A 22,853-nucleotide genomic window follows, 5' to 3' on the forward strand; every position below is an offset into this window, starting at 1 on the left:
CGATCATTGAAAATGGCGTCGCACGCGATCTGGTGAAAGCACAAATGGCTACGCTGATCCCAGGTGCCGATCCGACGCAGGAAGCGTTTGAACTCAAAGCCGGACACATCGATCTTTTGGCGCGACTTGTCGGCCGTGACGAACTGGGCCGACGCGGCCTGCTTTAGCGGCGATGCGAGGCGCTTCACCGGGCGGGATCAAGCGCCGGTCGGACTCGCGCCCGGTCGCTAAGCGCGCACCACCGGCACGTCGGAGATCCGCGTTGTGTACGCCGGCGACTTCGCGGCCGCCCGCATCCGCCACTCCCGCTTGAACCCCTGGGTGCCCGGAACGGCGGTAAAGCGACCGAACTTGCCGTTGATGTCGTCCAGTGCCGCCATAAGCCGCTCGCGCCGCCCTGTGTCGATATCGCCCTCGAACAGCGTGCGCGGGCGTAGCTCGGCCGAGACGAGATCCTCCAACATCACGCCGGCCTTGGTGTATGCGTAGCCATCGCGCCAGGCATGCTCGGCTCCCTTCCGCGCTACACGGACCAGCTCCAGCCCGTCGGCCGTCATCGGGTGGAGGCCCAGCGTCCTCGACGCTCCATATTGCGGGCGATCGGCGAAGCGGTTGGTGTGGAACAGGACCGTGAGTCGACCAGCGACCAGGCCATGCGACCGCAGCTTCTCGCCGGCGCGCATTGCGTACTGGGCAATCGCGCCCATCAGTACGTCGAATTCCGTAACCGGCTGACCGAACGATCGCGTCACCGCCATCCCCTTCCGCTGGGGCTCGATCGTCTCGACCACCGCTGCCCGCACGCCGCGCAGCTCAGCCACCAGGCGCTCCAACACGACCGTCCCCATGCTCCTGGCCTGCTTGACCGGCATGTCGCGAAGCGCCGCCGCGGTGTGGATGCCGAGATCCTTCACCTTGCGCGCCGTTGCGCTGCCCACGCCCCAGACGTCCTCCACAGGAAACCGCTCCAGCACCCAATCGCGGATCGGCTCGTCACGGAGGTCGGCGACACCGTCGAACAGCGGGTTCTTTTTGGCAGCCGCATTGCCGAGCTTCGCTAGCGTCTTCGTCGGACCGATGCCCACGCAGGTCGGGATGGTGGTCCACCGCAGCACCTGGGCGCGCATCGCCTGCGCGTGCGCCACAAGATCACGATCCTCGAAGCCCGCAAGATCCAAGAAGCTCTCGTCAATACTATACACCTCTATGTCCCGAGCGAACGGCTCGACCGCTGCAAGCACCCGACGCTGCATGTCGCCGTAGAGGGTGTAGTTTGACGAAAGAACATGGATGCCGTGCGCTTTGATCTTATCTTTGATCTTGTGGATGGGATCACCCATCTTAATGCCGAGTGCCTTGGCCTCGTCGGAACGAGCAATAGCACAGCCGTCGTTGTTAGAGGCGACAACCACGGGCACGCCCTTCAACCTTGGATCAAAGGCGCGTTCGGCCGAGCAGTAATAGGAGTTGCAGTCGATAAGCGCGATCGGGGTGCTCATACATACCGACGCGCGAGACCGACGACGACGCCCCAAATCTCGACGTACTCGTCAACAACGGTGTGCGGATAGCATTCCGCTTCGGGGACCAGCCAGAGGCGACCATCCATCCGCTTCAGCCGCTTCAGGGTGCGGTCGCCATGGACCAGGGCGACGACGATATGCCCCGGCCGGGGCGCCTTGGCGCGGCTGACGACGATCAGATCGCCATCGTTGATGCCGGCGCCGGTCATGGAGTGACCGTCCACCCGCATGACGTAGCTCGCGGCCGGCTGCTCGATCAGCCACTCGCCCAGGTCGATCGGCTCCTCGAGATCGTCCTGCGCAGGGGAGGGAAAGCCGGCGGGCGTCCGGCACAGCAGGATGCGGACCTCGCGCGGGACCATCTCATAGGGGATCTCTGTCAGGCGAACGGCATACATGAATCGGGTCTCGTGCGGGCAATCGACCCGTCATAACGCGCATGAGAACATTTTGGGAACGGGGTAGCGGATCGGACTAGCGCAAAGCGGTGGCTTGCGGCCGCCGCTCCGGCGTGACATTCTGCACCGGAATGGAGGCAACAGCCACGTTCATGGGATCGTGGGACGAGCCGAAGGCCGTCTGTGCGCGAGCAGCAGCTCATCTCCCAACCGGCGTAAGCCGCGGCGCACCACCTTGATCAACATCAAGGAGCCCGGTCATGCCGAGTATCAATAACCACCGCTCAGCCAGTTTTCACACGCAAGAAGGACGGTGCCTCTACTGCGATCAGCCGATGTGGCTGGCCGATCCGACGGCTTTTGCAGCGCGATGGGGCCTGTCGCGAAGGCAAGCCGCCCGCCATCAGGCAACCGCCGAGCACCTCCGACCGAAAAGCGATGGAGGACGAGACGTCGCGGCGAACATCGCCGCCGCGTGCTCCTACTGCAACCATCACCGGCACCGACGGGGCCGCGCAACACCCGCTCTGTCACCGGCCAAGTACCGCGCCCACGTTCAGCGCCGCCGGGCGCGCAAAGCCTGGCACGGCTTCTGGCCGCTAGTCGACGTTGCCAGAGGCGGCACTCCGCCTCGCCGTCGTCAGTCGTCCAACTCTAACGGCGCGGAAAGCAGCAACGCCTCAACGGCGTGACGATGTGCCAAACACAGGATCGCCAGCGGCACTTTGCCTCCCGGTGAAGTGCCGCGAGCGGTCAAAGTTCATCCCGGTGTGCCGTGCGGGATTCACTTGATGGGCCGTCTGTGCTCTTAATGTTCCATGTTTCAGCCTGACCTCTTCTCCCTTGAGGAGCGCGCTCGGCCAGTCGAAGCGGAGGTGCAGGAGCGTCCGCTGGACTTGCCGGCGATCCTCGAACGGTTGACCGTTGTCTGCGAGCGGCCGCGCTACAGCTTCATGGTGCTGAACCTAATCGCCCAGGCGAGCGCGCAAACGGGCTCGGCCGGTCCGTACATCCGAGAGGGAAGCCGGCGCATTCCGGTGCGCGACTGGCTCTGCGACGCGCTGGTGCCGGTCGCGCAGCGCGATCCCCGCCGACGCGCGATCGCGGACAAGGTGCGCCAGGAGCTCGAAGCGAAGCGCGCGCTCCCGCTGGACCCCGACGCGGCGGAGCGGATCGTCGACGCGCAGGTCCGCAAGCGGGTCCGCCAGTCCGGCCGGACGAACGTCAGCCGTGCTGTCTCCGAGCTCGTCAGGGCCGGGTTGGTCCGCCGACACTATCAGGGCTACAGGGTCGATCATCACAACCGCGGCGCCCAACGCCAGGCGGTCTACACCATCACGGACGAGGCGCGTCGCGCGCTTCACCCCGGGCGTTGATGGCCGGCGCTCAGTTCCGGTTGAGGCCCATCTCGCGGCTTTGCAGCTTGGCCTTCCAGAGCTGCTCGGCGCCGATGATCTGCTCGACCGTGGCGGTCGATCCGCTCACCTCGAGGATGCTCACCTGATAATCGCTCGGGTCGCGGCTCTTCAATCCGACGTTCCCGCCGTGACCGTCGCCGGCATAGGTCAGCCAGCGGCCGAAGAACCCGGTCTCGCCGGTTGCCGAGCCCACATACTGCTCGCGGGTGCGGGGGCAGGTCAGCAGGTACACACCGCGCGCGGCCATCAGCGCCGCGATCCACCCTTTCGGTAGCGCCTCGAGCGTCGACAAATTGCCGAGGAACCGCACGTAGCCGGGGAAGGCCTCCTCTTGGAAGGACCGGCTCAGTTCGAGGATCGGCTTGGACTGACTACCAGCGCGCTGGATCCAGCTGCGGGTGCCGGCACCCCAGTCGATCGTCACGCGACCGACCAGGTCCTCTAGGGCGGCAATCGAGCGCTGCGCATAGAGATCAAGCGGCCGCGCGCCGCCTTCGGTGGCGAGCTTGTGACGTAAGGGGTCGACCAGATCGTCAGGAGCGTCCCCGATCAGGGATACCTCGTAAAGACCGACGAACAGCGTCGCGGCCGCGGGCGTCACGACGAAGCTCGCCCAATAGCTGCCGGCGAGGCGCGGCCGATTCTGCGCCGTCTGCAGGCTCTGGTAGGTCAGGAAGCCCGCTCGATCGTCGCGCCACAGGGAATAGGGAGTGCGACCAGCGCCCGCCTGGGTCTGATGCCGGAGGAGCCGCACCTCAGCCGGCGCAACGCCGGCGTCGTCCAGCAGGGCATTGAACGTCAGCGCCATGTGTTGAAGATCACGAGCAAGGTTGTGGCAGCGCGGGTCGGCCGAGCGTCAATAATCGAGATTGCGGCGCTCCATCTCATCCGCGGGAAAGTCGGCGATCGGCCCGCGTCCTTCCTCCCCCTCGTACAGCGCGATCACCTCACGATCGCCAAGCGATTGGATCCGTTCGCGCCCTTGCTCCGCGGAGAGTTGCTCGGTGTCGGTCATCATGCGACCATATCTCACCGACCGCACAGGTAAATTGGAAATGGCCGACAAGCACCATGTACCCCCTTTCGCAGACCCTCGCGCGCGAGCGCATGCTCTACGCCTCGCCGATGATCGCCGCGCCGAGCGTGATGTTGATCGACATGCCCGTCCGACACCGCGGGGAGGGACTGGCACTCGGCCGCTACTATGCGATCATCCTGGAGACGGACGAGGAGCGGGGCGAACTCGACCGGTTCCTCGACGAGCCGCGCCCCGCGGTCATCGCGCCCGACCTCCTCGACACGCGTCCATCGTCCGTGGTGTCGGATCACGTCATCATCTCGCGCTATGAGCCACCCGCAGACGGATGGCCTTGGGTGCTCGTCTGCCGATGGCCCGAGCCGTACGCGCGCATCGCTTCGGACAGCCCCGGCTGCGACATGGCGCGCGATTGCTACACGATGGAGGTCTTCGAGCATCTCGACGATCTCAAGGAACACAGCGCTGCGCTGCTCGAACAGCTCGGCACGCACGGTCAGTTGAAGATCCGGATGCTCACGCCCGGTTCATCGCTCACCGGAACAGCTTAGAATTGGCTTTCAAGCTTCTGGTGCTGCCCATCGGCGCGTAAGCAAAATCTCGCGGTCTGAACGCTTCACCGAGTTTCAAGCGCGAGAACGGCATCGGGGTCACCGGGGGACCACCCCAAGCGCCGCATCAACGCCTGACATTCCTCGCCTTGGAGAGCTCGTTCGGCGTCTTCCTCGGTCAGCGGCACCGGCTCGTTGGTCATCAACGCGATGGCATGCTGAAGGTGGATCGCCGGGGTTCGCGCATCGATGCTGTCGAGACGGTCCAGCGCCTCACGGACAAGCTCGATTGCAGCGGTCAACACTTCCTGCGTTCTGGCATCGGAACCTCATCGAACTTGTAACCCGGGTTAGGACTCCTCCGATTGCGCTCATGAGACAAGGTTCTATCGGGCCCGAATCGGTCCGATCGCCCTTCACGAACGCGACCAGCGTAAACCTCGAACGTGCCCGGCGAGCTCGACTTTCCGTGGTCGAAACCTGTGCTACCCGGGCGCTCTGCGACCGGTCTTCAACGACGCGTTAACCATATGGTGCTCAGGTTGCCTTTCGCTGTGTCGCCCGGCACGACGCCATGGAGACGGCAATGGGGCTACAAGGTGCACGAGTGCTCATTGTTGAAGACGAGCCGATCATCTCGGCGCTGCTCGACGACATGATCAGCGAGCTGGGCGCGCATGTCGTTCAAGCCGCCGGAACATTGGCGGAGGCACAGCAGGCAGCCAGATGCTCCGAGCTCGACGCTGCTGTGCTCGACATCAACCTTCTCGGTGAGATGAGCTACCCGGCAGCCGAGGAGCTGAACAAGCGCGCGATTCCTTTCATCTTCGTCACCGGCTTCGCCGCCGAGCCGATCCCCTCTGTTTTGGCCCATGTTCCGGTCGTGTCGAAGCCCTATACGCTCAGCAACATCAAGGCCGGTCTCCTTGCTGCCACCCGCCGTGCTCCTGCATGCGATCGCCGCGGTCAACGCCAAGTGAGATAGGGGCGATCCCGCACCAACCTGGAATGCCTTCTTGATCTGCGTTCAATAGCGCTCTCGCAGCCTGGAAACCGCGAGCGCGGGTGAATGCGCCGGGTTCGCTACGGCGCACTCATCCTCAAGCCGTGATCGTATTCCCTCGATCTCGCGATCGGTTCGATGCTCGATCCCGATGAATTCGTTGCGCGCATCGGTCAGGGCACGGATGACCTCATCGAGCTTGGCCTGCATCGCAGCCGCGTCCCTGTTTTGTGAATTCTGGATCAGGAACACCATGATGAACGTGACGATGGTGGTGGCCGTGTTCACCACCAGCTGCCACGTATCGGAGAAGTGGAACAGCGGACCGGTGACAAGCCATAGGACGATCAGGCCGACTGCCACGACAAAAGCGAGCGGTTGTCCGGCGAATTGCGCCGTCCGTCCCGCGAGGCGGGTGAAGACCTTGTCGAGCATGGTGTGTTCCTCAAGAAGAGCGGGGGACGCCGTCGGCGCACCCGCACGAACGGTCCTAAGCGGGGCACAGACGCTAGGCGGGCACGTCAGCGCTGGCGGCGCAGAACGAGGCGGACCGCATAGGCGCAGAGCAGCGCGAGACCGAACCAGGTCAATGCGTAGACAAGATGGTTGTTCGGGAAAGTGATCACGGTCAGACCGCCCGCCGGCCACTCGCCCGGCGCACCTGCGTCAGCATCGATGAAGTAGGGGAGGGTATTTGAAAGGTCCCGAGCCGCGGCGATCGCGACGACGTCACGAGAGAACCAACGGTCCTGCTCGGGCCGGTTCGGGCGCAAGACTCGGCCGCCGGGCTCGCTGATGCGTAACAACCCGCTGACCCGGACGACATCGTCGGGCAGTCCGTCGGAGCGGGCGGTACGGACCGAGCGCTCGGGCGGCACGAAGCCCCGATTGACAAGGATTGTTCCTCCCTTGTCGGTGACCAGAGGCGTCATCACCCAATAGCCGTTGCCCTGCTCCGTCACGGCCTGGACCAGTGTCTCCCGGTCATGGCGGAAGCGACCGACTGCGACGACTCGGCGATACTGCCAGTCGGCCGGTGAGTAGCGTTGCCATTCGGACCGCGCAGGCGCTGCAATCGGTGGCGCATGGACCCGCTGGTCCACAGCCTCGATCAAGGCCAGCTTCCAGGTGCGACGTTCGACCTGCCAGATGCCGAGCGAGGTGAACAAGGCGATGCCGGCGAGTGCCAGACCGGCGAGAAGCCATCGCTTACGAGACTGACGTTCCTCGCCCATGTCGCAGGTGAAGGTTAGCGCACCGGTCCTATGTGGCCGCCGCCCGGCATCGGCATCATGTTGGTGTTCAGATGGAACATGACCCAAATCGAACCGCCGATCGTTATCACCACGATCACGGCGGTGAATAGGAACGCCAAGAGCGTCCAGCCACCTTCCGATCTCGTGTCGAGGTGCAGGAAGCAGACGACGTGAACGACGATCTGGACGAGCGCGAGCGCGAAGATGACAGCTGCGATCCAGCCCGGGGCAGGGCCATCCTGCGACATGACCAGCCAGAACGGTACCACCGTGAGGACGATCGCGAGGAGCGACCCGATGCGATAGCCGAGCCGGCTGCCATGCCCGTGCGTGTCGCCGTGCGCGTGGAGCGCGGCGTCGTAGGGTTCGGTACTCAACGGATCACTCCATACAGATAGACGAAGGTGAAGACCCCGATCCAAATGATGTCGAGGAAGTGCCAGAACATCGACAGGCAGATCAGCCGTCGCTTCATGGGCTGGATCAGACCGTGCTGACCGATCTGGACCAGCGAGGCGGCGATCCAGATCAGGCCCACCGTCACATGGGCGCCGTGCGTTCCCACCAGGGTGAAGAAGGCCGACAGGAAGGCGCTGCGCTGCGGCCCGGCTCCTTCGGCAATCAGGTGCGAGAACTCGTAAAGCTCGACTACGACGAAAGCGAGCCCGAGCAGGCCCGTGATCGCCAGCCAGAAGCGGGTGGGGCCAACCCGACCAGCCTCCATGTGCGGCATGGCCTCGCCGAAAGTGATGGAAGAGGCGAGCAGGAAAGCGGTGTTGAGCGCGACGAGCTTCAGGTCGAAGATCTCGCGCGGCACCGGACCGCCCGCATAGCTGGTGCTCACCACCCCGAACATCGCGAACAGCGAGGCGAAGATGAGCGCGTCGCTCATCAGGTAGATCCAGAAGCCCAGCACGGTGGCGCCGTTGCCGCCGTGATCATGGTCTTCCTGTTCGGCAAGGTGCCAGGTGGTGCCCGTCTCCGGGGCGCTCAGTGCGTGGTCGGTCATCTCAGGCTCCAGCAGCCAGCAGCTGCCGCCGCTCGCTTTCCGTGCGGGTCACTTCTTCCTGGGGGATGAAGTAGTCGCGCTTGAAGTTGAAGGTATGGCCGACAGCGACGACCAGCAGGCCGGCGAAGCTGAGCGCAGCGAGCCACCACATGTACCAGACCATCCCGAAGCCGAGCGCGAGGGCCAGACCGGACAGGATCACGCCTGTCCCGGTGTTGCGCGGCATATGGATTGGGCGGAACCCTTCCGCGGGCCGCTCATAGCCGCGCGACTTCATGTCGTACCAGGCATCCAGGTCGTGGACGACAGGCGTGATCGCGAAGTTGTAGGCTGGCGGCGGCGAGCTGGTCGACCACTCGAGCGTACGGCCGTTCCAGGGATCACCGGTCGTGTCTGCAAGCGCTTTGCGCTTCACGAAGCCCATGACGATGCTCATCACGAAACCGAGGATGCCGACCAGAATGATGACGGCGCCGATCGCGGCGATGATGAAGTACGGTTGGATGCTCGGATCGTCGAAGTGGTGGACGCGCCGCGGCTCGCCCATCAGGCCGACGACATAGATCGGCGTCCAGGCCACCCAGTAGCCGATCACCCAGCCCCAGAAGGCGACCTTGCCCCAGAACTCGTCGAGCTTGAAGCCGAACGCCTTAGGGAACCAGTACGTCATGCCGGCGAACAGCGCGAAGACGACGCCGCCGATGATGACGTTGTGGAAGTGGGCGACGAGGAACAGCGAGTTGTGGAACACGAAGTCGGCAGGCGGAATGGCGAGGAGCACGCCCGTCATGCCGCCGACCACGAAGGTCAGCATGAACGCAACGACCCACTGCATCGGCAGCTCGAAGCGGATATCACCCTTGTACATTGTGAACAGCCAGTTGAAAATCTTGGCCCCCGTGGGGATCGAGATCACCATCGTGGCGATACCGAAGAAGCTGTTGACCGTGGGGCCAGCGCCCATGGTGAAGAAGTGGTGCAGCCAGACCAGATAGGACAGGATGGTGATGACCACCGTCGCGTAGACCATCGACGAGTAGCCGAAGAGCGGCTTGCCCGAGAAGGTCGCGGTGATCTCCGAGTAAATGCCGAAAGCCGGAAGAACGAGAACATAGACCTCCGGGTGACCCCAGATCCAGACCATGTTCCAGTACATCATCGGCGCGCCGCCGAGCTCGTTGGTGAAGAAGTTCGTCCCGACGTAACGGTCGAGCATCAGCAGGAAGAAGGCGGCGGTCAGCGCTGGGAAGATGGCGATGGCGAGCACGTTGCTGCACAGCGCCGTCCAGCAGAAGACCGGCATCTTCATCATCGTCATGCCCGGGGCACGCATCTTGATGACTGTCGCGACCATGTTGATGGCCGATAAGGTTGTGCCGACACCCGCTATCTGGAGCGACCATAGGTAATAGTCGACGCCGGTGTCGGGACTGTAGGCGAGCCCGGCCAGCGGCGCATAGGACAACCACCCGGTCCGGGCGAACTCACCGACGAATAGCGAGATCATCACCAGCACCGCGCCTGCTGCGGTAAGCCAGAAGCTCAGGTTGTTGAGGAACGGGAACGCGACGTCGCGCGCGCCGATTTGGAGCGGCATGACGTAGTTGATGATCCCCACGACTAGCGGGATCGCGACGAAGAAGATCATGATCGTACCGTGCGCGGTGAAGATCTGATCATAGTGGTGAGCGTTGAGATAGCCCTCGTTCGGCCCGAAGGCGATCGCCTGCTGCAGCCGCATCATGATGGCGTCGGAGAACCCCCGCAGCAGCATGATGATGCCGAGAATGATGTACATGATACCGATCTTCTTGTGATCGACGCTCGTGAACCATTCCGACCAAAGATAGCCCCAGAGGCGGAACTTCGTGACGGCCCCGACGATGCCGAGCCCGAGCAGGGACACGACGATGAAGGTGGTGAGCAGGATCGGCTCATGGATCGGGAAGGATTCCCAGGTCAGCCGACCTAAGACGGATTTGAGGATGGATTCAGACATCGTGCTTCCGTTCGCGGGGGGTCAGGCCCGCACGGCGCGCGCGGCGCCGGGGACGAGGATGGGAGAGACCGCAGACATGTCGCGGTTGCGCTGGTCGCCTGGTTTGGTCTGGCCCGGCGCGCCGGGTTTTTCGGGCTTGGTCACGTTCGGACCGGAGCCCTTGTCCTCAGGAGCCTTCTGAAGCGCCGGAACCGGCTTCTCGCCGATGATCGGTGCTGCACCACGGCCAGGCGCCATGCCCGCTCCCATTCGATGATCGTTGGGGTTGCCGCCCGCGCGGGCCATGTCGCGCGCCATCACGTCGACCATGCACGGCTTGCCCGGCTCGACGCAGCGGTTGACAATCCGATCGAAGAGGCCGGACTGGACCGAGGCGAAGCGCATCACGGGCACCTTCTCACTCGGCTTGGCCAGGTCGATGTAGTTGGCCGTCTGGAGCGCGCCGCCGCCTGCCTTGATGCCGGACACCCAGCGGGCGAAATCGTCGGGACTCCGTCCGTAGAACTTGAATCGCATGTCCGAATAGCCGCGCCCGGTATAATTGCCGGAGTATCCCTCGCTGGTGACCGGCTTGTTGATGACGGCGTTCAGCTCGGACTTCATCGTCGGCATGGCATAGATCATGCCCGCCAGCGTCGGCACATAGAGCGTGTTGAACTGGTCGGTCGAGGTGATCGAGAAATGCACCGGAACGTCGACGGGGAGCGCCAGCTCGTTCACCGTGGCGATGCCGAGGTCTGGGTAGATGAACAGCCATTTCCAGTCGAGTGCGATCGCCTGAACCTCGAGCGGCTTGGTGCCGGCGGGAACAGGGCGTCCCGGACCGAGCCGCTCGAGCGGCCGGAACGGGTCAAGCAGGTGCGTGCTGGTCCAGGTGACCGCGCTCAGCGCGATGATGATCAGAAGCGGGCAGGCCCAGATCACGAGTTCGAGCGTCGTCGAGTGGTCGAACTTGGGATCATATGTCTTGTTGGTGTTGCCGCGCCGGTACTTGCGGGCGAACACCACCGTCAGCACCATGACCGGCACGATGATGAGCAGCATGACGCCTGTCGAGAACAGGATAAGATCGCGCTGCTGGACGGCGATGTCGCCGGCCGGGTTCATGACGACCATGTCGCAGCCGCCGAGCAGCGCAGGCAGCGCGAGCATAGGCAGGCGCTTGGCCCAGCGGATGAGGTTCGGTCCTGGTCTCAGCATGCGTCCCCGCTAATCCTCCACACCTCGACCGACTTTGACCGGGGTCAAAGGTCCGTCGATTGCTTACAGTTACGGGGAGGCTATACCAACCAGGATCGGTGCGCGCCACGTGCGCAACGCTCCGCGGGCGGCTGGATGGAGGACGTTGACGGATGGTAGCCAATACTCTCGACAGGGCGAATTCGACGCCGCTGGAGCGTGACGCTCGCCTGATCAACGCCCGCGAGCACGAGGTACGGCCGGCGGATATTGCCGTGGGCGTGATCATCGGGCGCTCGACGGAGTTCTTCGACTTCTTCGTCTATGCCATCGCCTCGGTACTCGTGTTCCCGAGCCTGATCTTCCCCAACGTCAGCGCGCTCCAGGGGACGATCTACTCCTTCGCCATTTTCGCGCTTGCGTTCGTGGCCCGGCCCTTCGGCGCGTTCGCCTTCCTCTGGCTTGACCGGCGCCACGGACGCGGTGTGAAGCTGACCATCGCGATGTTCCTGCTCGGCGGCTCGACCGCCGCCATGGCCTTCCTGCCGAGCTATGGACAGGTCGGAGGGATGGCTGCCGTCCTCCTCGCCCTCTTCCGGATCGGACAAGGCGTCGCGCAGGGCGGCACCTGGGACGGCCTGCCCGCTCTCCTGTCTCTCAACGCGCCGGCCAATCGTCGTGGCTGGTTTGCGATGATCCCGCAGCTCGGCGCGCCGATCGGGCTGTTTGTGGCGGCTGCGGTGTTCGCGTTCCTGCTGACGACGCTCAAGCCTGCCGACTTCCTCGATTGGGGTTGGCGCTATCCGTTCTTCGTCGCCTTCGTCATCAACGTCGTCGCACTGTTCGCCAGGCTGCGTCTAATTTCGACGCCGGAGTTCGAGGAGCTCTTCGACAGCCGAGAGCTGCAGCCCTCGCCGGTGGGTCAGATGTTCCGCGAGGAAGGACGCACGGTCATCCTGGGCGCGTTCGCGCCGCTTGCGAGCTTCGCGCTCTTTCACCTGGTTACGGTGTTTCCGCTTTCCTGGGTCGTGCTCACGTCCGGCGAGACGGCGACACACTTTCTCGTGATCGAGATGGTCGGCGCAGCTGTCGGTCTCGTGGCGGTCGCAGCCTCGGGGATCGTCGCCGATCGCATCGGCCGGCGAACGCTTCTGGGCATCTCGGCGGCGATGATCGGCGCCTATAGCGGGTTCGCGCCGCAACTGCTCGGGCGCGGGCCCGCCGGCGAGTGGGTGTATATGCTGCTCGGCTTCGTTCTGCTGGGGCTATCCTTCGGTCAGTCGTCGGGCGCGACCAACAGCAGCTTCTCGGCGCGGCACCGCTATACGGGCGCCGGGACCACGGCGACGGCCTCCTGGTTCATCGGCGCCGCCTTCGCGCCCTTGGCGGCCCTCCTGCTCGCCAGCAACTTCGGCCTGATCTCCGTAGGTGCCTATCTCCTTTCCGGCGCCGCCTGCACGCTGGGTGCGCTCGCGCTGAACCGTGAGTGGGGACGTCGAAGCGCATGACCGGAGCAAATGCCATGGAAAGCACAACCCGCGGCCGAGCGGACACCGGGTTCAATCATCTGGTCATCCTTGCCAATCCGGCTGCTGACGGCTTCGACCACGCGATCGCGACCGCCTATTCGCAGGAGGTCGAACGACTTCACCAGTCGGTGCATGTCCGTGACCTTTACGCGCTCGGCTTCGATCCGGTGCTGCGCGCGGATGAACGGCCGACTGAGCCCGGATGGTCGCCATCGCCAGACGTGGCGGCAGAACTCGAGCTGGTCCGCCGGTGTGATATTGTGGTCTTCATCTACCCGATCTGGTTCGGCCTGCCTCCGGCCATGCTCAAGGGCTATGTCGAACGGGTACTCGGTGCCGGCTACAGCTTCCGCGATCTTCAGGTCGCGGCGGGCCAGCCGCCTGTGGCGGGCAAGCCCCTCCTGTCGTTCAGCACGTCGGGAGCATCGTTGCCGTGGCTCGACGAGCAAGGGCAGGTTCTCTCTCTCAAGGACATCTTCGACGTCTATCTCTGGCGCGGGCTCGGCATGAGCCAGGCAGACCATGTGCGGATCGACTCGGTGGTGCCCGGCATGAACGCCGCCTATGCCGCCGAGCAGCTTGAGCGTGTCCGGGCAGCAGCCGAGAAAGCCTGCGCCAATCTCGCCTCGGGCCGGTATCGCGAACAGGCTGAGGCCGCGGTTCGACGCCGCGCCGCCTCGGAGCAGGATCACGCGTCCTGAGCGAAGGCTTGAGACAAAGCGCTTTGAACTGACCGGTCGGAAAGACGTTCTGTCGGTGAGGAGCGAATCCTATGAAAGAAGTCTTCGACGAGGCATCCAAGGCGGAAGAGGTTCAGGGCGTTGTCGTTGTGACCGGCCCCGACTCGGTTGATGTCGCGATGACGCCCGCGGCGGCGCTTCGCTCTGCCGAGCGGATCAGTTCAGCGGCTGTCGAAGCGCTGATCGGTGAGAGCGGCCGGAACGCCAAGGACTCGCACTGAGCAATCAGGCGCGCAGCGCCGCTACGGGTGCATGAAGCGACCAGATCAGGCCGGACGGCAATTCCTGGATGTCGGCTTGACCCCGCAGCCGGCGCGGTGTGGCGGTGAGCAGCAGACGCTTGCCGAGACCGTCGGGCAGGGGCGACCGATGCCGCGGACCGTCGCGCTCAGCCCATTGCAGCCATAGGTAAGGCTCATCCAGCGCGCTCACCTCCCAGCGTACTTCTACATAGCCCTCCCGAACTGTCAGCGCGCCCGAACTGAGGGCATGGACTTCAAGTTCATGCAGGGCGAGCGCCAGGGCGGCGCCGTTCGCCGAGGCGATCGGAAGGGGAGGGCCCTTGATCCGGATCCGACCGGTCCCGCCCTCTGCGAGCGCGACGCGCACCAGAGTGTCGAGGTCGCTGAACTGCGCATGCGGTTGCAGCATCAGGTCGGCAATCCGGGTCAGCATAGCGACCCGTGCCGCGATCTCCCGTCCTGCTTCAAGCGCCGGGCGATCGCCGTCGAGTGCTTGGCTGATCAACGCCGATACGATGGCGAGAAGATTGCGAAGCTGATGGCGCGCCGCACCGATAGAGATAATCCCGTCGGTCGCGCCGGCAAGAGCGTCCCCTCGGCTCAATCTGAGCTTCTCCGCGGCGAGGGGAAACGGATCGCAGAGACGTTCTTCCGTGCCGTCGAGCAGCAGCAGAACGGTTTGGTCGCCATCGGCGATGATGTGCGACACTGCAGCCGGGGCGACGCTGAGCGCGCGCCCGTCCGGCGTCGTGAACACATGTAGGTCCGGCGTCTCCTGTCCGGCCGATGCAGAAGCTGAACTAGGCTTGCCGTGATGCTCGATGGCAACGCCGTCTCGATTTGAAGAGAGCGGCTTCACTCCGACCACATCCAGCGCGCTCGAGAGACGAGCCGCAAAGGCGCTGTCGCCGACTTGTGCTTTGTCGAGAAGCGCAAGTGCCCGGCGCGCAAGTTCTACAGCCGCCTTTTCTCCATCCTGGCCGATCATCGTTCTCCTCGCTTGCCGGTCCACGCACACTTAGAGCAAGGCGCGTGGCGTTAACCGGTAGCGTAGTGCTCACCTTCCGACCAACTTTGATTCCCGTCAAATGCAGCGGAGGAAAACCGTGGGAAGGAGCAGGCTGGAGGATCGCCCCGTGGACAACAAGCCCATCGATCGACAGGTGCTTCCGTTTCGCAGACGCTGGCACGTCATCGCCGAAGTCGATCTGGCACCGCTCCTGGCCGACCATGCGGCGGTCAGGCGGATGTGTCGCTCGGTCGAAGCTTTGGCCGATCGCCTTGCGGACGTGCCCGGGCCCGAGGAGCGGTATGCCGTCGCTGACCAGATCGAGCGATGCATCCGCGATCACGTGACCATCACCAGCGCGTTCCTCGAGCGCATGTTCGCCGGCCAGGACCTCGCCTTCGGCGGGGGGCTGTTGACCCGCATATTGCTCGACCAGATCGCCGACGGGGTGCACGCCGAGGACGTGATCGAGGCGTTGCGCGTCGACGTTCTCGATCCGGGAAGCGTCGAGACGCTCGGCTACATGCTTCGTTGTCTGTTCGATAGTTGCCGGCGTGCGCTGGACTTCGAGGAACTCGCGCTGCTGTCGCTGGGCGGACCGCGCCTGTCGCGCGACGCTCGTGAAGCGCTGGAACATGTCCTGGACACTTCTGCCGCGGGCGCAGCTGCCTAGGCCGCTGCTGCAATCGCCTCGAGCGCTGCCCGGTCGGAGATCGTCACCGCGCGCGTGCCCGGCAAGGTGATGATGCCCGAGGCTTTCAGGCGCGTCAGTTGCCGGCTCACGGTCTCGATCGTAAGACCGAGCACATCGGCCATCTGGCCACGGGTGAGCGGTAGATCGAAGGTGAGGGGGCCGCCAGGCGCAGGGCGACAACCGCCCGCTCCGACCTTCGCAGCCATTTCGAGAAGAAAGTCCGCCACCTTCTCGCTCGCCGACTTGCGTGCCAGCATCAGCATGCGCGAACGCGCCTCCTGAAGCGCGGTCAGGGTTCGCTGGAGCAGCAAGCGCTCCATGCGGGCATGATCTTCGAGCACGTGCTCGAACTGTCGTCGCGGAAAGACACACAGCTCGACGTCGGTCAGAGCCTCGACCGTATTATCGGCCTCGTCGGCGTAAGGCTGCCCGACGAAGTCGGCCGGATAGAGCAGCCCGACGATCTGCTCGCGGCCATCCGGCGTCGAGGTCGCGAGCTTCAGCATGCCGCTCAGGAGGTTGGCGCAGATGACGCTTTCATCGCCGGCCCAGATGATGGTGGACCCGCGGGGGTAGCGGCGCCGCTCCCCGATCGAATTGAGCGCCCGCAGTTCACCGTCGTCGAGGCTGCCGCACAAAGCGGCGTCGCGAACCGCGCAATCCAAGCAAATGTTCGAGCTTGCCATAGGAACGATATAGCGATCACTCTCCCCGTTGTCCTCCCAGAAACCCGGTAAGCTACCGTTCGACGGACAAAGAGGCGAGCCCGAAGGCCTGAGAGGGGAGTTCCTCTCAGGCCCGCTCGCTCCTAGAGCCTGAACCCGAGGCCGACGCCGACCACGAACGGATCGAGATGGAGCTTTACCTGCTGCGTTCCGACGGCCGTGGTCTGCAGCCGGGCGGTGGTGTCGATGTCGATATATTTGACGTCGAGGTTGAGGAAGACCTTGCGGGTGAGATCGACATCCACGCCCGCCTGCGCGGCCCAGCCGAAGCTGTCATTCATGTGAACGCGGGTGGTTCCTACCGCCTTCTCGAGCCCTGCAGAGGCCTTCTCGTTCCAGAAGATCGTGTAGTTGAGGCCGGCACCGACATAGGGTCGGACGTGGCTTGCCGGCGCAAAATGGTACTGAGCCGTCAGCGTCGGCGGAAGCACCCAGGTCGAGGCGAGCCGACCGATGGATCCTGTCGTTCCGGTGCGACCGTCCGCGTGGTGCTTCGTCGTCGAGGCGATGAGTTCGAAGCCGACATGATCCGACGCCATGTAGGTCGCATCCACCTCGGGCATGAAGCTGTTGTCCACCCGGACCTTCTCGCCCGGGAAGGCGGGGAGCACGCTTCCGGAGCGCTCGTTGGGTGCGACCATGATGGCTCGCACACGCAACAGGACGTCGCCCGACCTCACGCCGGTCTGCTGGTCCGCATTCGTCTGCGCAGCCGCGGGAGTGGCTACCGCTGAAAGGGCGAGGGCGCCCGCTGCGCCGATGAACACTGTTCGCTTCATACAAACCTCCGTGGTGATGACCCACGGCTAGGAAGGGTTGAGCGGGCGAGCTTTGACCACCGTCAAAGACGATCGCGGGCGTTCATTGCACTCGGGCATGTATGTGGACCTATCATCCCGATCTTCTGGCTCGTCCGGTGCCTCGCTATACCAGCTATCCGACGGCTGCCGAGTTCACCAGCACCGTCGACGGTTCGGATCTGGCGAGCGGTCTTTCGGGCGTGCGGCCGAATGAGGACATCTCGCTTTACCTGCACATTCCATACTGCCGGGAAATCTGCTGGTATTGCGGGTGCAATACGGGAGCCGCGACGAAAGAAGCGCGGCTGACCGCCTACATCGACCGCTTGCACGACGAGGTCGACCTTGTTGCTGCCCATCTCGGCGGACGCGGACAGGTGCGGCGTATCGCGTTCGGCGGCGGGAGCCCTAACGCCATAGCACAGCAAGCGTTTTCGGCTCTGCTCCAGCACGTCAAGCGCGCCTTCGATTGTTTCGAGCCGATCGTCTCGGTAGAGCTCGATCCGCGCGGTTTCGATGAGGGATGGGCGTCGACGCTGGCTGATGCCGGGGTCCGTCGGGCCAGCCTTGGCGTTCAGACATTCGACCCGGCGATCCAGGCCGCGATCGGCCGCGTGCAGCCCCACGAACATATCGGGCGGACAGTGGAGCTTCTGCGGCAGGCCGGTATCGACAGCCTCAACTTCGACCTCATGTACGGATTGCCCGGCCAGGATGTCGCAAGCTTGGCCGGGACGCTGGAGGCTGCGCTCGCGTTCGCTCCCGACCGACTGGCCGTGTTCGGCTATGCGCATGTGCCGCAACTCATCCCCCGTCAGCGCCGCATCGACGCCTCGCGCCTGCCCGGACCCGAACAGCGGTTCCAGCAAGCAGCGTACGCCTATGAGCTGCTGCTCGGTCGCGACTACCGGGCTGTGGGCTTCGACCATTTCGCACGCGCCGAGGATCCGCTCGCGCTAGCGTCGGCAGAAGGGCGGCTGCGCCGGAACTTTCAGGGCTTCACGGACGACGCTGCGGATTATGTGCTCGGCCTCGGCTCGAGCGCGATCAGCGCTCTTCCCGACCGGCTTCTCCAGAACGAAAAGAACACGGGGCGTTGGCATCTGGCGGTCGGGGCCGGACGGCTGCCGGTCGAGCGGGGTAGCTACCGTAGCCCGGACGATCAGGCCCGTGGCCTCATTATCGAGCAGATCCTCACGCGCGGATCGGCGGACCTCACGCCCTTGCTGGACCGCGCCTGCTACCGAGCGCCCCTGCTCGACTTCGAGCGACGCGGCCTGCTCGCCTGGGAAGGGGCCCGGATCGTCCTGACGGACGGAGCGCTCCCCTATGCTCGAGCGGTCGCGGCGCGTATCGACGCTTATCGTGACCAAAGCACCGGTCGCTTCAGCAATGCCATCTAACGCTGCCCCAGCTTTCCGCGAAACGCTCCCTGCGAAGGATGTGGGAGGAGCGTTCGAGAACATGCCGTGCGACCTATGCGCTTCTTTCCAGCCTGAGAACGGTGAGGATCGGCGCGATGCCGGCCGGCGCTATGCGGTGCGCAGGGGTCAGGCCATCGGCGATATCGCGGCTACCGACAGCTGGTGCGCCAGCTTAGCGACCGGTGTCCTGCGCATCGACGCGTCGCAAGGCGCGGCGCCGCGAACGGTCGGGCTGATCTTCCCAGGACAGATCGTCGCTCATCCCTTCGACGCCGACCCGTGCGGCACGGCAGTTGTTGCCGTGACGCGCTCGAACATCTGCCTTCATGCACGCGGCGATCTGCAACACGTCACCGAGCACTATCCGAGCATCAGGCGGTTGCTCCTGCGCAGCGCATTTCAGACCCTTGCCGAAACGCGGCGGTGGATGCTCGTGATCAGCCGCCCGCGGGCGCGCGAACGGGTCGCCGCCTTTCTTGTCTCGGTTGCGGGAAGATTCCCAACCTCCGGCCACGACACCTTCGATCTCGTGCTCAGTCGTGGCCGGATCGGTGAGCTTCTCGGCCTCTCGCTCGAAACGGTCAGCCGTCAGATCCACGCTTTGGCGAAAGCGGGGCTGATTGCGCTTCCGCGTCGCCGCCATGTCCGTCTGCTGAATCGAAGCGGTCTCGAAGCCGTTGCCGGCATCACCTTCCGCCATCCCTCAGGAGCAGCTGCATGACCTCTGACGAGATCGCCCATCTACAGACACGGTCCGGCTTTCGCCTCAGCGTGCGGACGGCGTCAGCCGAAGATGAAACAAGGCTCGCGGACTTTTTCCAGCAAGTCGGCCCGGAGGATCTGCGGTTTCGCTTCCTCAGCACGGTTCGGAACGTCTCTCACGATCGGCTTGTCACGATGGTCGATCCTGATGGTCGGACCGACAGCGTCATCGCCGAGAATGAGGACGGTGAGATCGTCGCAACCGCCATACTGGCGGGCGATCAGGCCGGCGACCGCGGTGAGGTCGCCGTCAGCATCCGCAGCGACCACAAGGGCCGCGGGATCGGGTGGACGCTGTTAGACTATCTGGTCGACACGGCTCGTGCTCGGGGCTACGCGAGCATCGAGTCGATCGAAGACCGACAGAACCGCGCCGCGATTGCGCTGGAGCAGGAGATGGGATTCGTCACCGAGCCCGTCGACGGCGAGCCGACACTGATCCTGGTGCGAAAGAGCCTCAGCTAGGGCTCGGCGATCAAGACCGACAGGCGCGTACCGGTCCCGCTGCTTGCTAAAGACTCGCGCGTGACCAGCAACGTCGCTCCCGGCTGGACGATCCCCTCGAGCTTGATGCGGAACGCATCGGGAAGGTGACCGCGGCTACGCTCCGAGTCCGTCAGCTCGCCAGCCTCCCCCAGCGCCTGGCCGGGCAGCGGCAGGCGAAGCCAATGCGGGCCTGCCTGATCAACGGATCGCAGGGTGAACGCCTCTGTCCTGGAGACGGGCGCGTCGAGCTGGATGGTGGCCGACCCGATTTCCACGCCGTTGCGCAACACGACGAGCCGCCGGTCGCGACCGCTCACGACGATCGAAAGCGGGCCTGTGGGAGAACGTTCGGGCATCCAGCGATAGCTCTTGGGCGCGGCATGACCGTCCTCCGGCACCTCGGCGAGCATGTCCGCGGGTGCAACTTCCGGCACGAGAGCATCGTCGGTGATCACGACCGTCAGACCGGGCTTGGTGGCACCGTACAGGAGCTTGCAAAGGCGAGCGGAAGCCGCACACACCCATGGCTCGCTGGATAGCCAGGCAGGGCGCCGGCGTGGAGAGCGACGCCATCCCAGGTCAACCTCTGCATGAACGGCATCGGGGCGCCGTTGTAGAGGTTGGATTTGTGGTCCACTTCCTTCTGGAGGATCGTGAAGACTCCGGTCGGCGTTTCATGGCCGGGCATGCCTGATGAGATCGTGGACACCCCGATTGGAACGCCGTTGCGATAGACGAACGCGCGCTGTGCCTTGAGGCTGACGATCATCGTGACAGGGCCGTCAGGCGCAATCTGCGGTGCCCAGAAGTATTCGCCGGGCTTCAGCTTCTCGATAGGCCCGGCGACCGGTGCCGGAGCCACGTTCTGGAGGGGGTGTGCGGCTGCGAGCAGTAGGGCAGGGATGAAGGGCAACACCACTGAGCTTTCGAGAGGGAGGGCAGTCGATCGTTGTCGCTGCGGCCACCCTGTAATCCCGACGCCCTGAACGCGAAGCCTGCGGGCGCACGGCTTTGCCGCACTACCGATTGCTGAGGTGTCTCTCGAACGCGGACTTCAAGCGGCGATCGAGAGACGATTGCGGCCCGCACCTTTCGATGCGTAGAGGGCCGCATCCGCCGCCCGCAGCGCCTCTGCGAGGCTTCGGTCCTCACGCAGGGCTGCGAGCCCGACGCTTACCGTCGTTGCCACCGAGCTCCCGTCGGGCGCGGTGACGGTTGCGGCGGCGAACTGTGCTCTCACACGCTCGCAAGCCTCCTGGGCCTCGACCTGGCTCAGGCCGTCGAAGAGCACGCCGAACTCCTCTCCGCCCAATCTGGCGACGGTGTCAGCGGACCGCACGTTCGCCTTGAGAATGGCTGCGAATGCCCGGAGCACATCGTCGCCGGTCGCGTGGCCGAAGCGGTCGTTGACTCTCTTGAAAAAATCAAGATCGAACAGCGCGAGATAGCTTCGCCCATGGCATGCAGTAACGTCGGCAATGGCGTCCTCATAGGCGGCTGTGAAGATACGACGATTCGAGAGGCCGGTGAGCGGATCCGTTGCCGCGGCACGCGCCAGGTTGAGCTCACGCGCTTTGCGCCTGGACACCTCTCGCACGACGTTGACCGTGCCGGTGACCTCGCCGTCCTCGGCGCTGATGGCGCGGGCATGGCTTTCGAACCAGGCGAGCTCGCCCGACGCCTTGTGGGCTCGGAACTCGAACATCACCGTCGCCGCCGGATCGGCCATGGCGTTTCTGTGCGCACGGATAACGCGGTCGATATCCTCGAACGCCACCACGTCACGCGCGAGACGACCGGTCACCGCTGCAGGAGAGAAGCCGGCGATCACCGAGAGAGACGGCGAGGCGAAACGGATCGTACCATCGGCGTCGACGGCCATGATGATATCGCCGCTACGGTCCGCGATGATGCGATGCAGCGCTGCGCCCTCCTGCACGGCAGAAAAAAGGAGCTTGCGCCGCTTCAACTCGGTGGCGACCGGGAGAGCGATCAGCGTCGCAAAAACCAGATAGAGTTGGAAGAGCTGGAGCTTGGTTCCGATCCCGGTGCCTGGCGGGGTTATGGGCCCGAGCCCTTCCGCCGTGCAGGCAGTGCCGACCACCGTCAACACCAGCAGAGAGATAGCCGCGCCGAGGCGACCGATCCGAAAGACCATCAGCAGCAGGGGAACGAACGGCACGTACAAAAGAGGGTAACGGCTCGCAAAAACGAAGCTCGTGACGGCGACCATCAAAGCTGTCAGCGCACCCGCTTCGATCAACTCGCGCCGATCAACCTTGCGTACCCATCCGCTGATATCGCCTCCGACCGCCAGCTTCACGATCGGCATAACGGTCAAGGTCCCGAGCGCATGGGCGCAGAACCAGCCGATCATGTTATGGGTGATCGGAACACCAGCGGCGTAGTGTGCCAGGGCGCCTGCGGGGAGTGCCGTCAGGCCGGGAACGAGGATCCCTGCGACCACGATCAGCGTGCCGAGCTCTCGCACCGATGTCAGATGACCCGGCTCCGGTTCGAGGCGCCGCATGAGCCATGCGATCGCGCTGCCCTCGAAAACATTGATCGCGGCCATCGGCAGCGCCACGGCAGCGCCCAGCCCCTGGAGCGAGGTGGCAAGCGCGCTCGCTGCGGCGCAAACAACCATTCTCAGGGTCCAGGAGCGTTCCGGTCGATAACGAAGATCGACCGCCAGAATCGGCGTGGCGATCCATAGAAGGGCGACCCCGCCATCGAGGCGCGTATAGCGGACGGCGAGCAGAGCGGCAGCGAAGTAGCTCAGTCCCAGCAGCAAGGCCTGGGGGAACTCGATACGCCAGTGATGAAGAAGATCCCTGAACCGTGACATGACCAGAAACTAGGCCACGATGGTTTACAGATACCTGCCGAAGGGGTGATTAAGCGGAGGCGACGGGCCGCGGGTTGGATGGCCTGACGAACCTCGGCAAGCGCTGAACAAGGGCATCAACCGGTGCAGGTCGGGTGCGTTGCCGGAATGCGCGCCCCACCGGCTCACCAGAACGCCACGCATGCGACGCTGGTCCTGCGTTCCGGCCGTGTCACATCAGCG

The 22,853-nt window shown here is 64.5% G+C and carries 29 protein-coding genes; 12 read left to right on the forward strand and 17 right to left on the reverse strand.

What is annotated here, in order from left to right:
• Positions 1 to 44 precede the first annotated feature (44 nt).
• On the forward strand, positions 45 to 167 hold the full coding sequence (locus A7X12_RS26575; RefSeq protein ID WP_269747810.1) for a hypothetical protein: 123 nt from the start codon (positions 45 to 47) through the stop codon (positions 165 to 167).
• Positions 168 to 227: 60 nt separating this feature from the next.
• Here the strand turns inward: A7X12_RS26575 and A7X12_RS08395 are convergent, their stop codons facing one another.
• Positions 228 to 1,499: a Y-family DNA polymerase gene (locus A7X12_RS08395; RefSeq protein WP_064311218.1), complete on the reverse strand. Its 1,272-nt coding sequence runs from the start codon at positions 1,497 to 1,499 to the stop codon at positions 228 to 230.
• Positions 1,496 to 1,921: a LexA family protein gene (locus A7X12_RS08400; protein WP_064311219.1), complete on the reverse strand. Its 426-nt coding sequence runs from the start codon at positions 1,919 to 1,921 to the stop codon at positions 1,496 to 1,498. Before A7X12_RS08400 ends, A7X12_RS08395 begins: the two co-directional genes overlap by 4 nt.
• Positions 1,922 to 2,256: 335 nt before the next feature.
• Here A7X12_RS08400 and A7X12_RS26755 point away from each other — a divergent pair, with 335 nt between their 5' ends.
• Both A7X12_RS26755 and A7X12_RS08405 read left to right on the forward strand, forming a co-directional pair.
• Positions 2,257 to 2,613, forward strand: a complete 357-nt coding sequence (locus tag A7X12_RS26755) for an HNH endonuclease signature motif containing protein (RefSeq protein ID WP_443029300.1) — start codon at positions 2,257 to 2,259, stop codon at positions 2,611 to 2,613.
• A 126-nt stretch (positions 2,614 to 2,739) separates the two neighbouring features.
• Positions 2,740 to 3,297, forward strand: a complete 558-nt coding sequence (locus A7X12_RS08405) for a hypothetical protein (RefSeq protein ID WP_064311220.1) — start codon at positions 2,740 to 2,742, stop codon at positions 3,295 to 3,297.
• Between the two features lie 10 nt (positions 3,298 to 3,307).
• Here the strand turns inward: A7X12_RS08405 and A7X12_RS08410 are convergent, their stop codons facing one another.
• Complete coding sequence (locus A7X12_RS08410; protein WP_064311221.1) at positions 3,308 to 4,147, reverse strand: GIY-YIG nuclease family protein; 840 nt, start codon at positions 4,145 to 4,147, stop codon at positions 3,308 to 3,310.
• A 48-nt stretch (positions 4,148 to 4,195) separates the two neighbouring features.
• On the reverse strand, positions 4,196 to 4,357 hold the full coding sequence (locus tag A7X12_RS25450) for a hypothetical protein (RefSeq protein WP_157105536.1): 162 nt from the start codon (positions 4,355 to 4,357) through the stop codon (positions 4,196 to 4,198).
• A gap of 53 nt (positions 4,358 to 4,410) precedes the next feature.
• Here A7X12_RS25450 and A7X12_RS08415 point away from each other — a divergent pair, with 53 nt between their 5' ends.
• The gene (locus A7X12_RS08415) at positions 4,411 to 4,926 is read left to right on the forward strand and encodes a hypothetical protein (protein WP_084445233.1); all 516 of its coding nucleotides are present in this window, start codon (positions 4,411 to 4,413) and stop codon (positions 4,924 to 4,926) included.
• A gap of 65 nt (positions 4,927 to 4,991) precedes the next feature.
• Here A7X12_RS08415 and A7X12_RS08420 read toward each other — a convergent pair whose 3' ends face one another.
• On the reverse strand, positions 4,992 to 5,228 hold the full coding sequence (locus A7X12_RS08420) for a hypothetical protein (RefSeq protein ID WP_157105537.1): 237 nt from the start codon (positions 5,226 to 5,228) through the stop codon (positions 4,992 to 4,994).
• A gap of 272 nt (positions 5,229 to 5,500) precedes the next feature.
• Between A7X12_RS08420 and A7X12_RS08425 the strand changes: the two genes are divergently transcribed.
• On the forward strand, positions 5,501 to 5,911 hold the full coding sequence (locus A7X12_RS08425) for a response regulator (protein ID WP_084445235.1): 411 nt from the start codon (positions 5,501 to 5,503) through the stop codon (positions 5,909 to 5,911).
• Between the two features lie 42 nt (positions 5,912 to 5,953).
• On the opposite strand, the gene A7X12_RS08430 is transcribed toward A7X12_RS08425, so the two are convergent.
• The 6 genes from A7X12_RS08430 to cyoA form a co-directional block, all read right to left on the reverse strand.
• Positions 5,954 to 6,364 (reverse strand): low affinity iron permease family protein, encoded by a 411-nt coding sequence (locus A7X12_RS08430; RefSeq protein WP_064311223.1) that lies wholly within the window; start codon positions 6,362 to 6,364, stop codon positions 5,954 to 5,956.
• 86 nt (positions 6,365 to 6,450) lie between these two features.
• Positions 6,451 to 7,164, reverse strand: a complete 714-nt coding sequence (locus A7X12_RS08435) for an SURF1 family protein (RefSeq protein WP_064311224.1) — start codon at positions 7,162 to 7,164, stop codon at positions 6,451 to 6,453.
• A 14-nt stretch (positions 7,165 to 7,178) separates the two neighbouring features.
• Positions 7,179 to 7,562: a cytochrome o ubiquinol oxidase subunit IV gene (cyoD, locus tag A7X12_RS08440; RefSeq protein ID WP_064311225.1), complete on the reverse strand. Its 384-nt coding sequence runs from the start codon at positions 7,560 to 7,562 to the stop codon at positions 7,179 to 7,181.
• On the reverse strand, positions 7,559 to 8,194 hold the full coding sequence (gene cyoC / locus A7X12_RS08445; RefSeq protein WP_064311226.1) for a cytochrome o ubiquinol oxidase subunit III: 636 nt from the start codon (positions 8,192 to 8,194) through the stop codon (positions 7,559 to 7,561). Before cyoC ends, cyoD begins: the two co-directional genes overlap by 4 nt.
• Before the next feature lies 1 nt (position 8,195).
• A complete protein-coding gene (gene cyoB / locus A7X12_RS08450) occupies positions 8,196 to 10,193 on the reverse strand; it encodes a cytochrome o ubiquinol oxidase subunit I (RefSeq protein ID WP_064311227.1) in 1,998 nt (665 codons plus the stop codon).
• Positions 10,194 to 10,214: 21 nt separating this feature from the next.
• Entirely contained in the window at positions 10,215 to 11,393 is a 1,179-nt protein-coding gene (cyoA, locus tag A7X12_RS08455) for a ubiquinol oxidase subunit II (RefSeq protein ID WP_443029299.1), read from the reverse strand.
• A 152-nt stretch (positions 11,394 to 11,545) separates the two neighbouring features.
• Between cyoA and A7X12_RS08460 the strand changes: the two genes are divergently transcribed.
• From A7X12_RS08460 to A7X12_RS08470, 3 genes are all read left to right on the forward strand, one after another.
• A complete protein-coding gene (locus tag A7X12_RS08460; protein ID WP_064311229.1) occupies positions 11,546 to 12,880 on the forward strand; it encodes an MFS transporter in 1,335 nt (444 codons plus the stop codon).
• Between the two features lie 14 nt (positions 12,881 to 12,894).
• Positions 12,895 to 13,602 (forward strand): NAD(P)H-dependent oxidoreductase, encoded by a 708-nt coding sequence (locus A7X12_RS08465; protein WP_064311230.1) that lies wholly within the window; start codon positions 12,895 to 12,897, stop codon positions 13,600 to 13,602.
• 71 nt (positions 13,603 to 13,673) lie between these two features.
• Complete coding sequence (locus A7X12_RS08470) at positions 13,674 to 13,862, forward strand: hypothetical protein (RefSeq protein WP_064311231.1); 189 nt, start codon at positions 13,674 to 13,676, stop codon at positions 13,860 to 13,862.
• A 4-nt stretch (positions 13,863 to 13,866) separates the two neighbouring features.
• On the opposite strand, the gene A7X12_RS08475 is transcribed toward A7X12_RS08470, so the two are convergent.
• The gene (locus A7X12_RS08475) at positions 13,867 to 14,871 is read right to left on the reverse strand and encodes an HWE histidine kinase domain-containing protein (RefSeq protein WP_084445238.1); all 1,005 of its coding nucleotides are present in this window, start codon (positions 14,869 to 14,871) and stop codon (positions 13,867 to 13,869) included.
• A 148-nt stretch (positions 14,872 to 15,019) separates the two neighbouring features.
• On the opposite strand from A7X12_RS08475, the gene A7X12_RS08480 reads away from it, so the two are divergent.
• Positions 15,020 to 15,565 (forward strand): hypothetical protein, encoded by a 546-nt coding sequence (locus tag A7X12_RS08480; RefSeq protein ID WP_064311233.1) that lies wholly within the window; start codon positions 15,020 to 15,022, stop codon positions 15,563 to 15,565.
• Here the strand turns inward: A7X12_RS08480 and A7X12_RS08485 are convergent.
• Together A7X12_RS08485 and A7X12_RS08490 are read right to left on the reverse strand one after the other, a co-directional pair.
• Positions 15,562 to 16,272, reverse strand: a complete 711-nt coding sequence (locus A7X12_RS08485; RefSeq protein WP_064311234.1) for a Crp/Fnr family transcriptional regulator — start codon at positions 16,270 to 16,272, stop codon at positions 15,562 to 15,564. The two genes, A7X12_RS08480 and A7X12_RS08485, sit on opposite strands and share 4 nt — an antisense overlap.
• Positions 16,273 to 16,394: 122 nt before the next feature.
• Positions 16,395 to 17,090 (reverse strand): OmpW/AlkL family protein, encoded by a 696-nt coding sequence (locus A7X12_RS08490; RefSeq protein WP_064311235.1) that lies wholly within the window; start codon positions 17,088 to 17,090, stop codon positions 16,395 to 16,397.
• A gap of 101 nt (positions 17,091 to 17,191) precedes the next feature.
• On the opposite strand from A7X12_RS08490, the gene hemN reads away from it, so the two are divergent.
• From hemN to A7X12_RS08505, 3 genes are all read left to right on the forward strand, one after another.
• Complete coding sequence (gene hemN, locus A7X12_RS08495; RefSeq protein ID WP_064311236.1) at positions 17,192 to 18,514, forward strand: oxygen-independent coproporphyrinogen III oxidase; 1,323 nt, start codon at positions 17,192 to 17,194, stop codon at positions 18,512 to 18,514.
• A 61-nt stretch (positions 18,515 to 18,575) separates the two neighbouring features.
• On the forward strand, positions 18,576 to 19,256 hold the full coding sequence (locus A7X12_RS08500) for a Crp/Fnr family transcriptional regulator (RefSeq protein ID WP_064311237.1): 681 nt from the start codon (positions 18,576 to 18,578) through the stop codon (positions 19,254 to 19,256).
• Positions 19,253 to 19,762: a GNAT family N-acetyltransferase gene (locus A7X12_RS08505; protein WP_064311238.1), complete on the forward strand. Its 510-nt coding sequence runs from the start codon at positions 19,253 to 19,255 to the stop codon at positions 19,760 to 19,762. The genes A7X12_RS08500 and A7X12_RS08505 overlap by 4 nt, the downstream gene beginning before the upstream one ends.
• Here A7X12_RS08505 and A7X12_RS26695 read toward each other — a convergent pair.
• The 3 genes from A7X12_RS26695 to A7X12_RS08515 form a co-directional block, all read right to left on the reverse strand.
• On the reverse strand, positions 19,759 to 20,238 hold the full coding sequence (locus A7X12_RS26695) for a hypothetical protein (RefSeq protein WP_332308528.1): 480 nt from the start codon (positions 20,236 to 20,238) through the stop codon (positions 19,759 to 19,761). The two genes, A7X12_RS08505 and A7X12_RS26695, sit on opposite strands and share 4 nt — an antisense overlap.
• 5 nt (positions 20,239 to 20,243) lie before the next feature.
• Positions 20,244 to 20,702: a L,D-transpeptidase family protein gene (locus tag A7X12_RS26700; protein ID WP_332308529.1), complete on the reverse strand. Its 459-nt coding sequence runs from the start codon at positions 20,700 to 20,702 to the stop codon at positions 20,244 to 20,246.
• A gap of 135 nt (positions 20,703 to 20,837) precedes the next feature.
• Positions 20,838 to 22,577, reverse strand: a complete 1,740-nt coding sequence (locus A7X12_RS08515) for a sensor domain-containing diguanylate cyclase (protein ID WP_064311239.1) — start codon at positions 22,575 to 22,577, stop codon at positions 20,838 to 20,840.
• Between the last annotated feature and the right edge of the window lie 276 nt (positions 22,578 to 22,853).

This window comes from Sphingomonas sp. TDK1, assembly GCF_001650735.1.
Taxonomy (GTDB): Bacteria; Pseudomonadota; Alphaproteobacteria; order Sphingomonadales; family Sphingomonadaceae; genus Sphingomonas.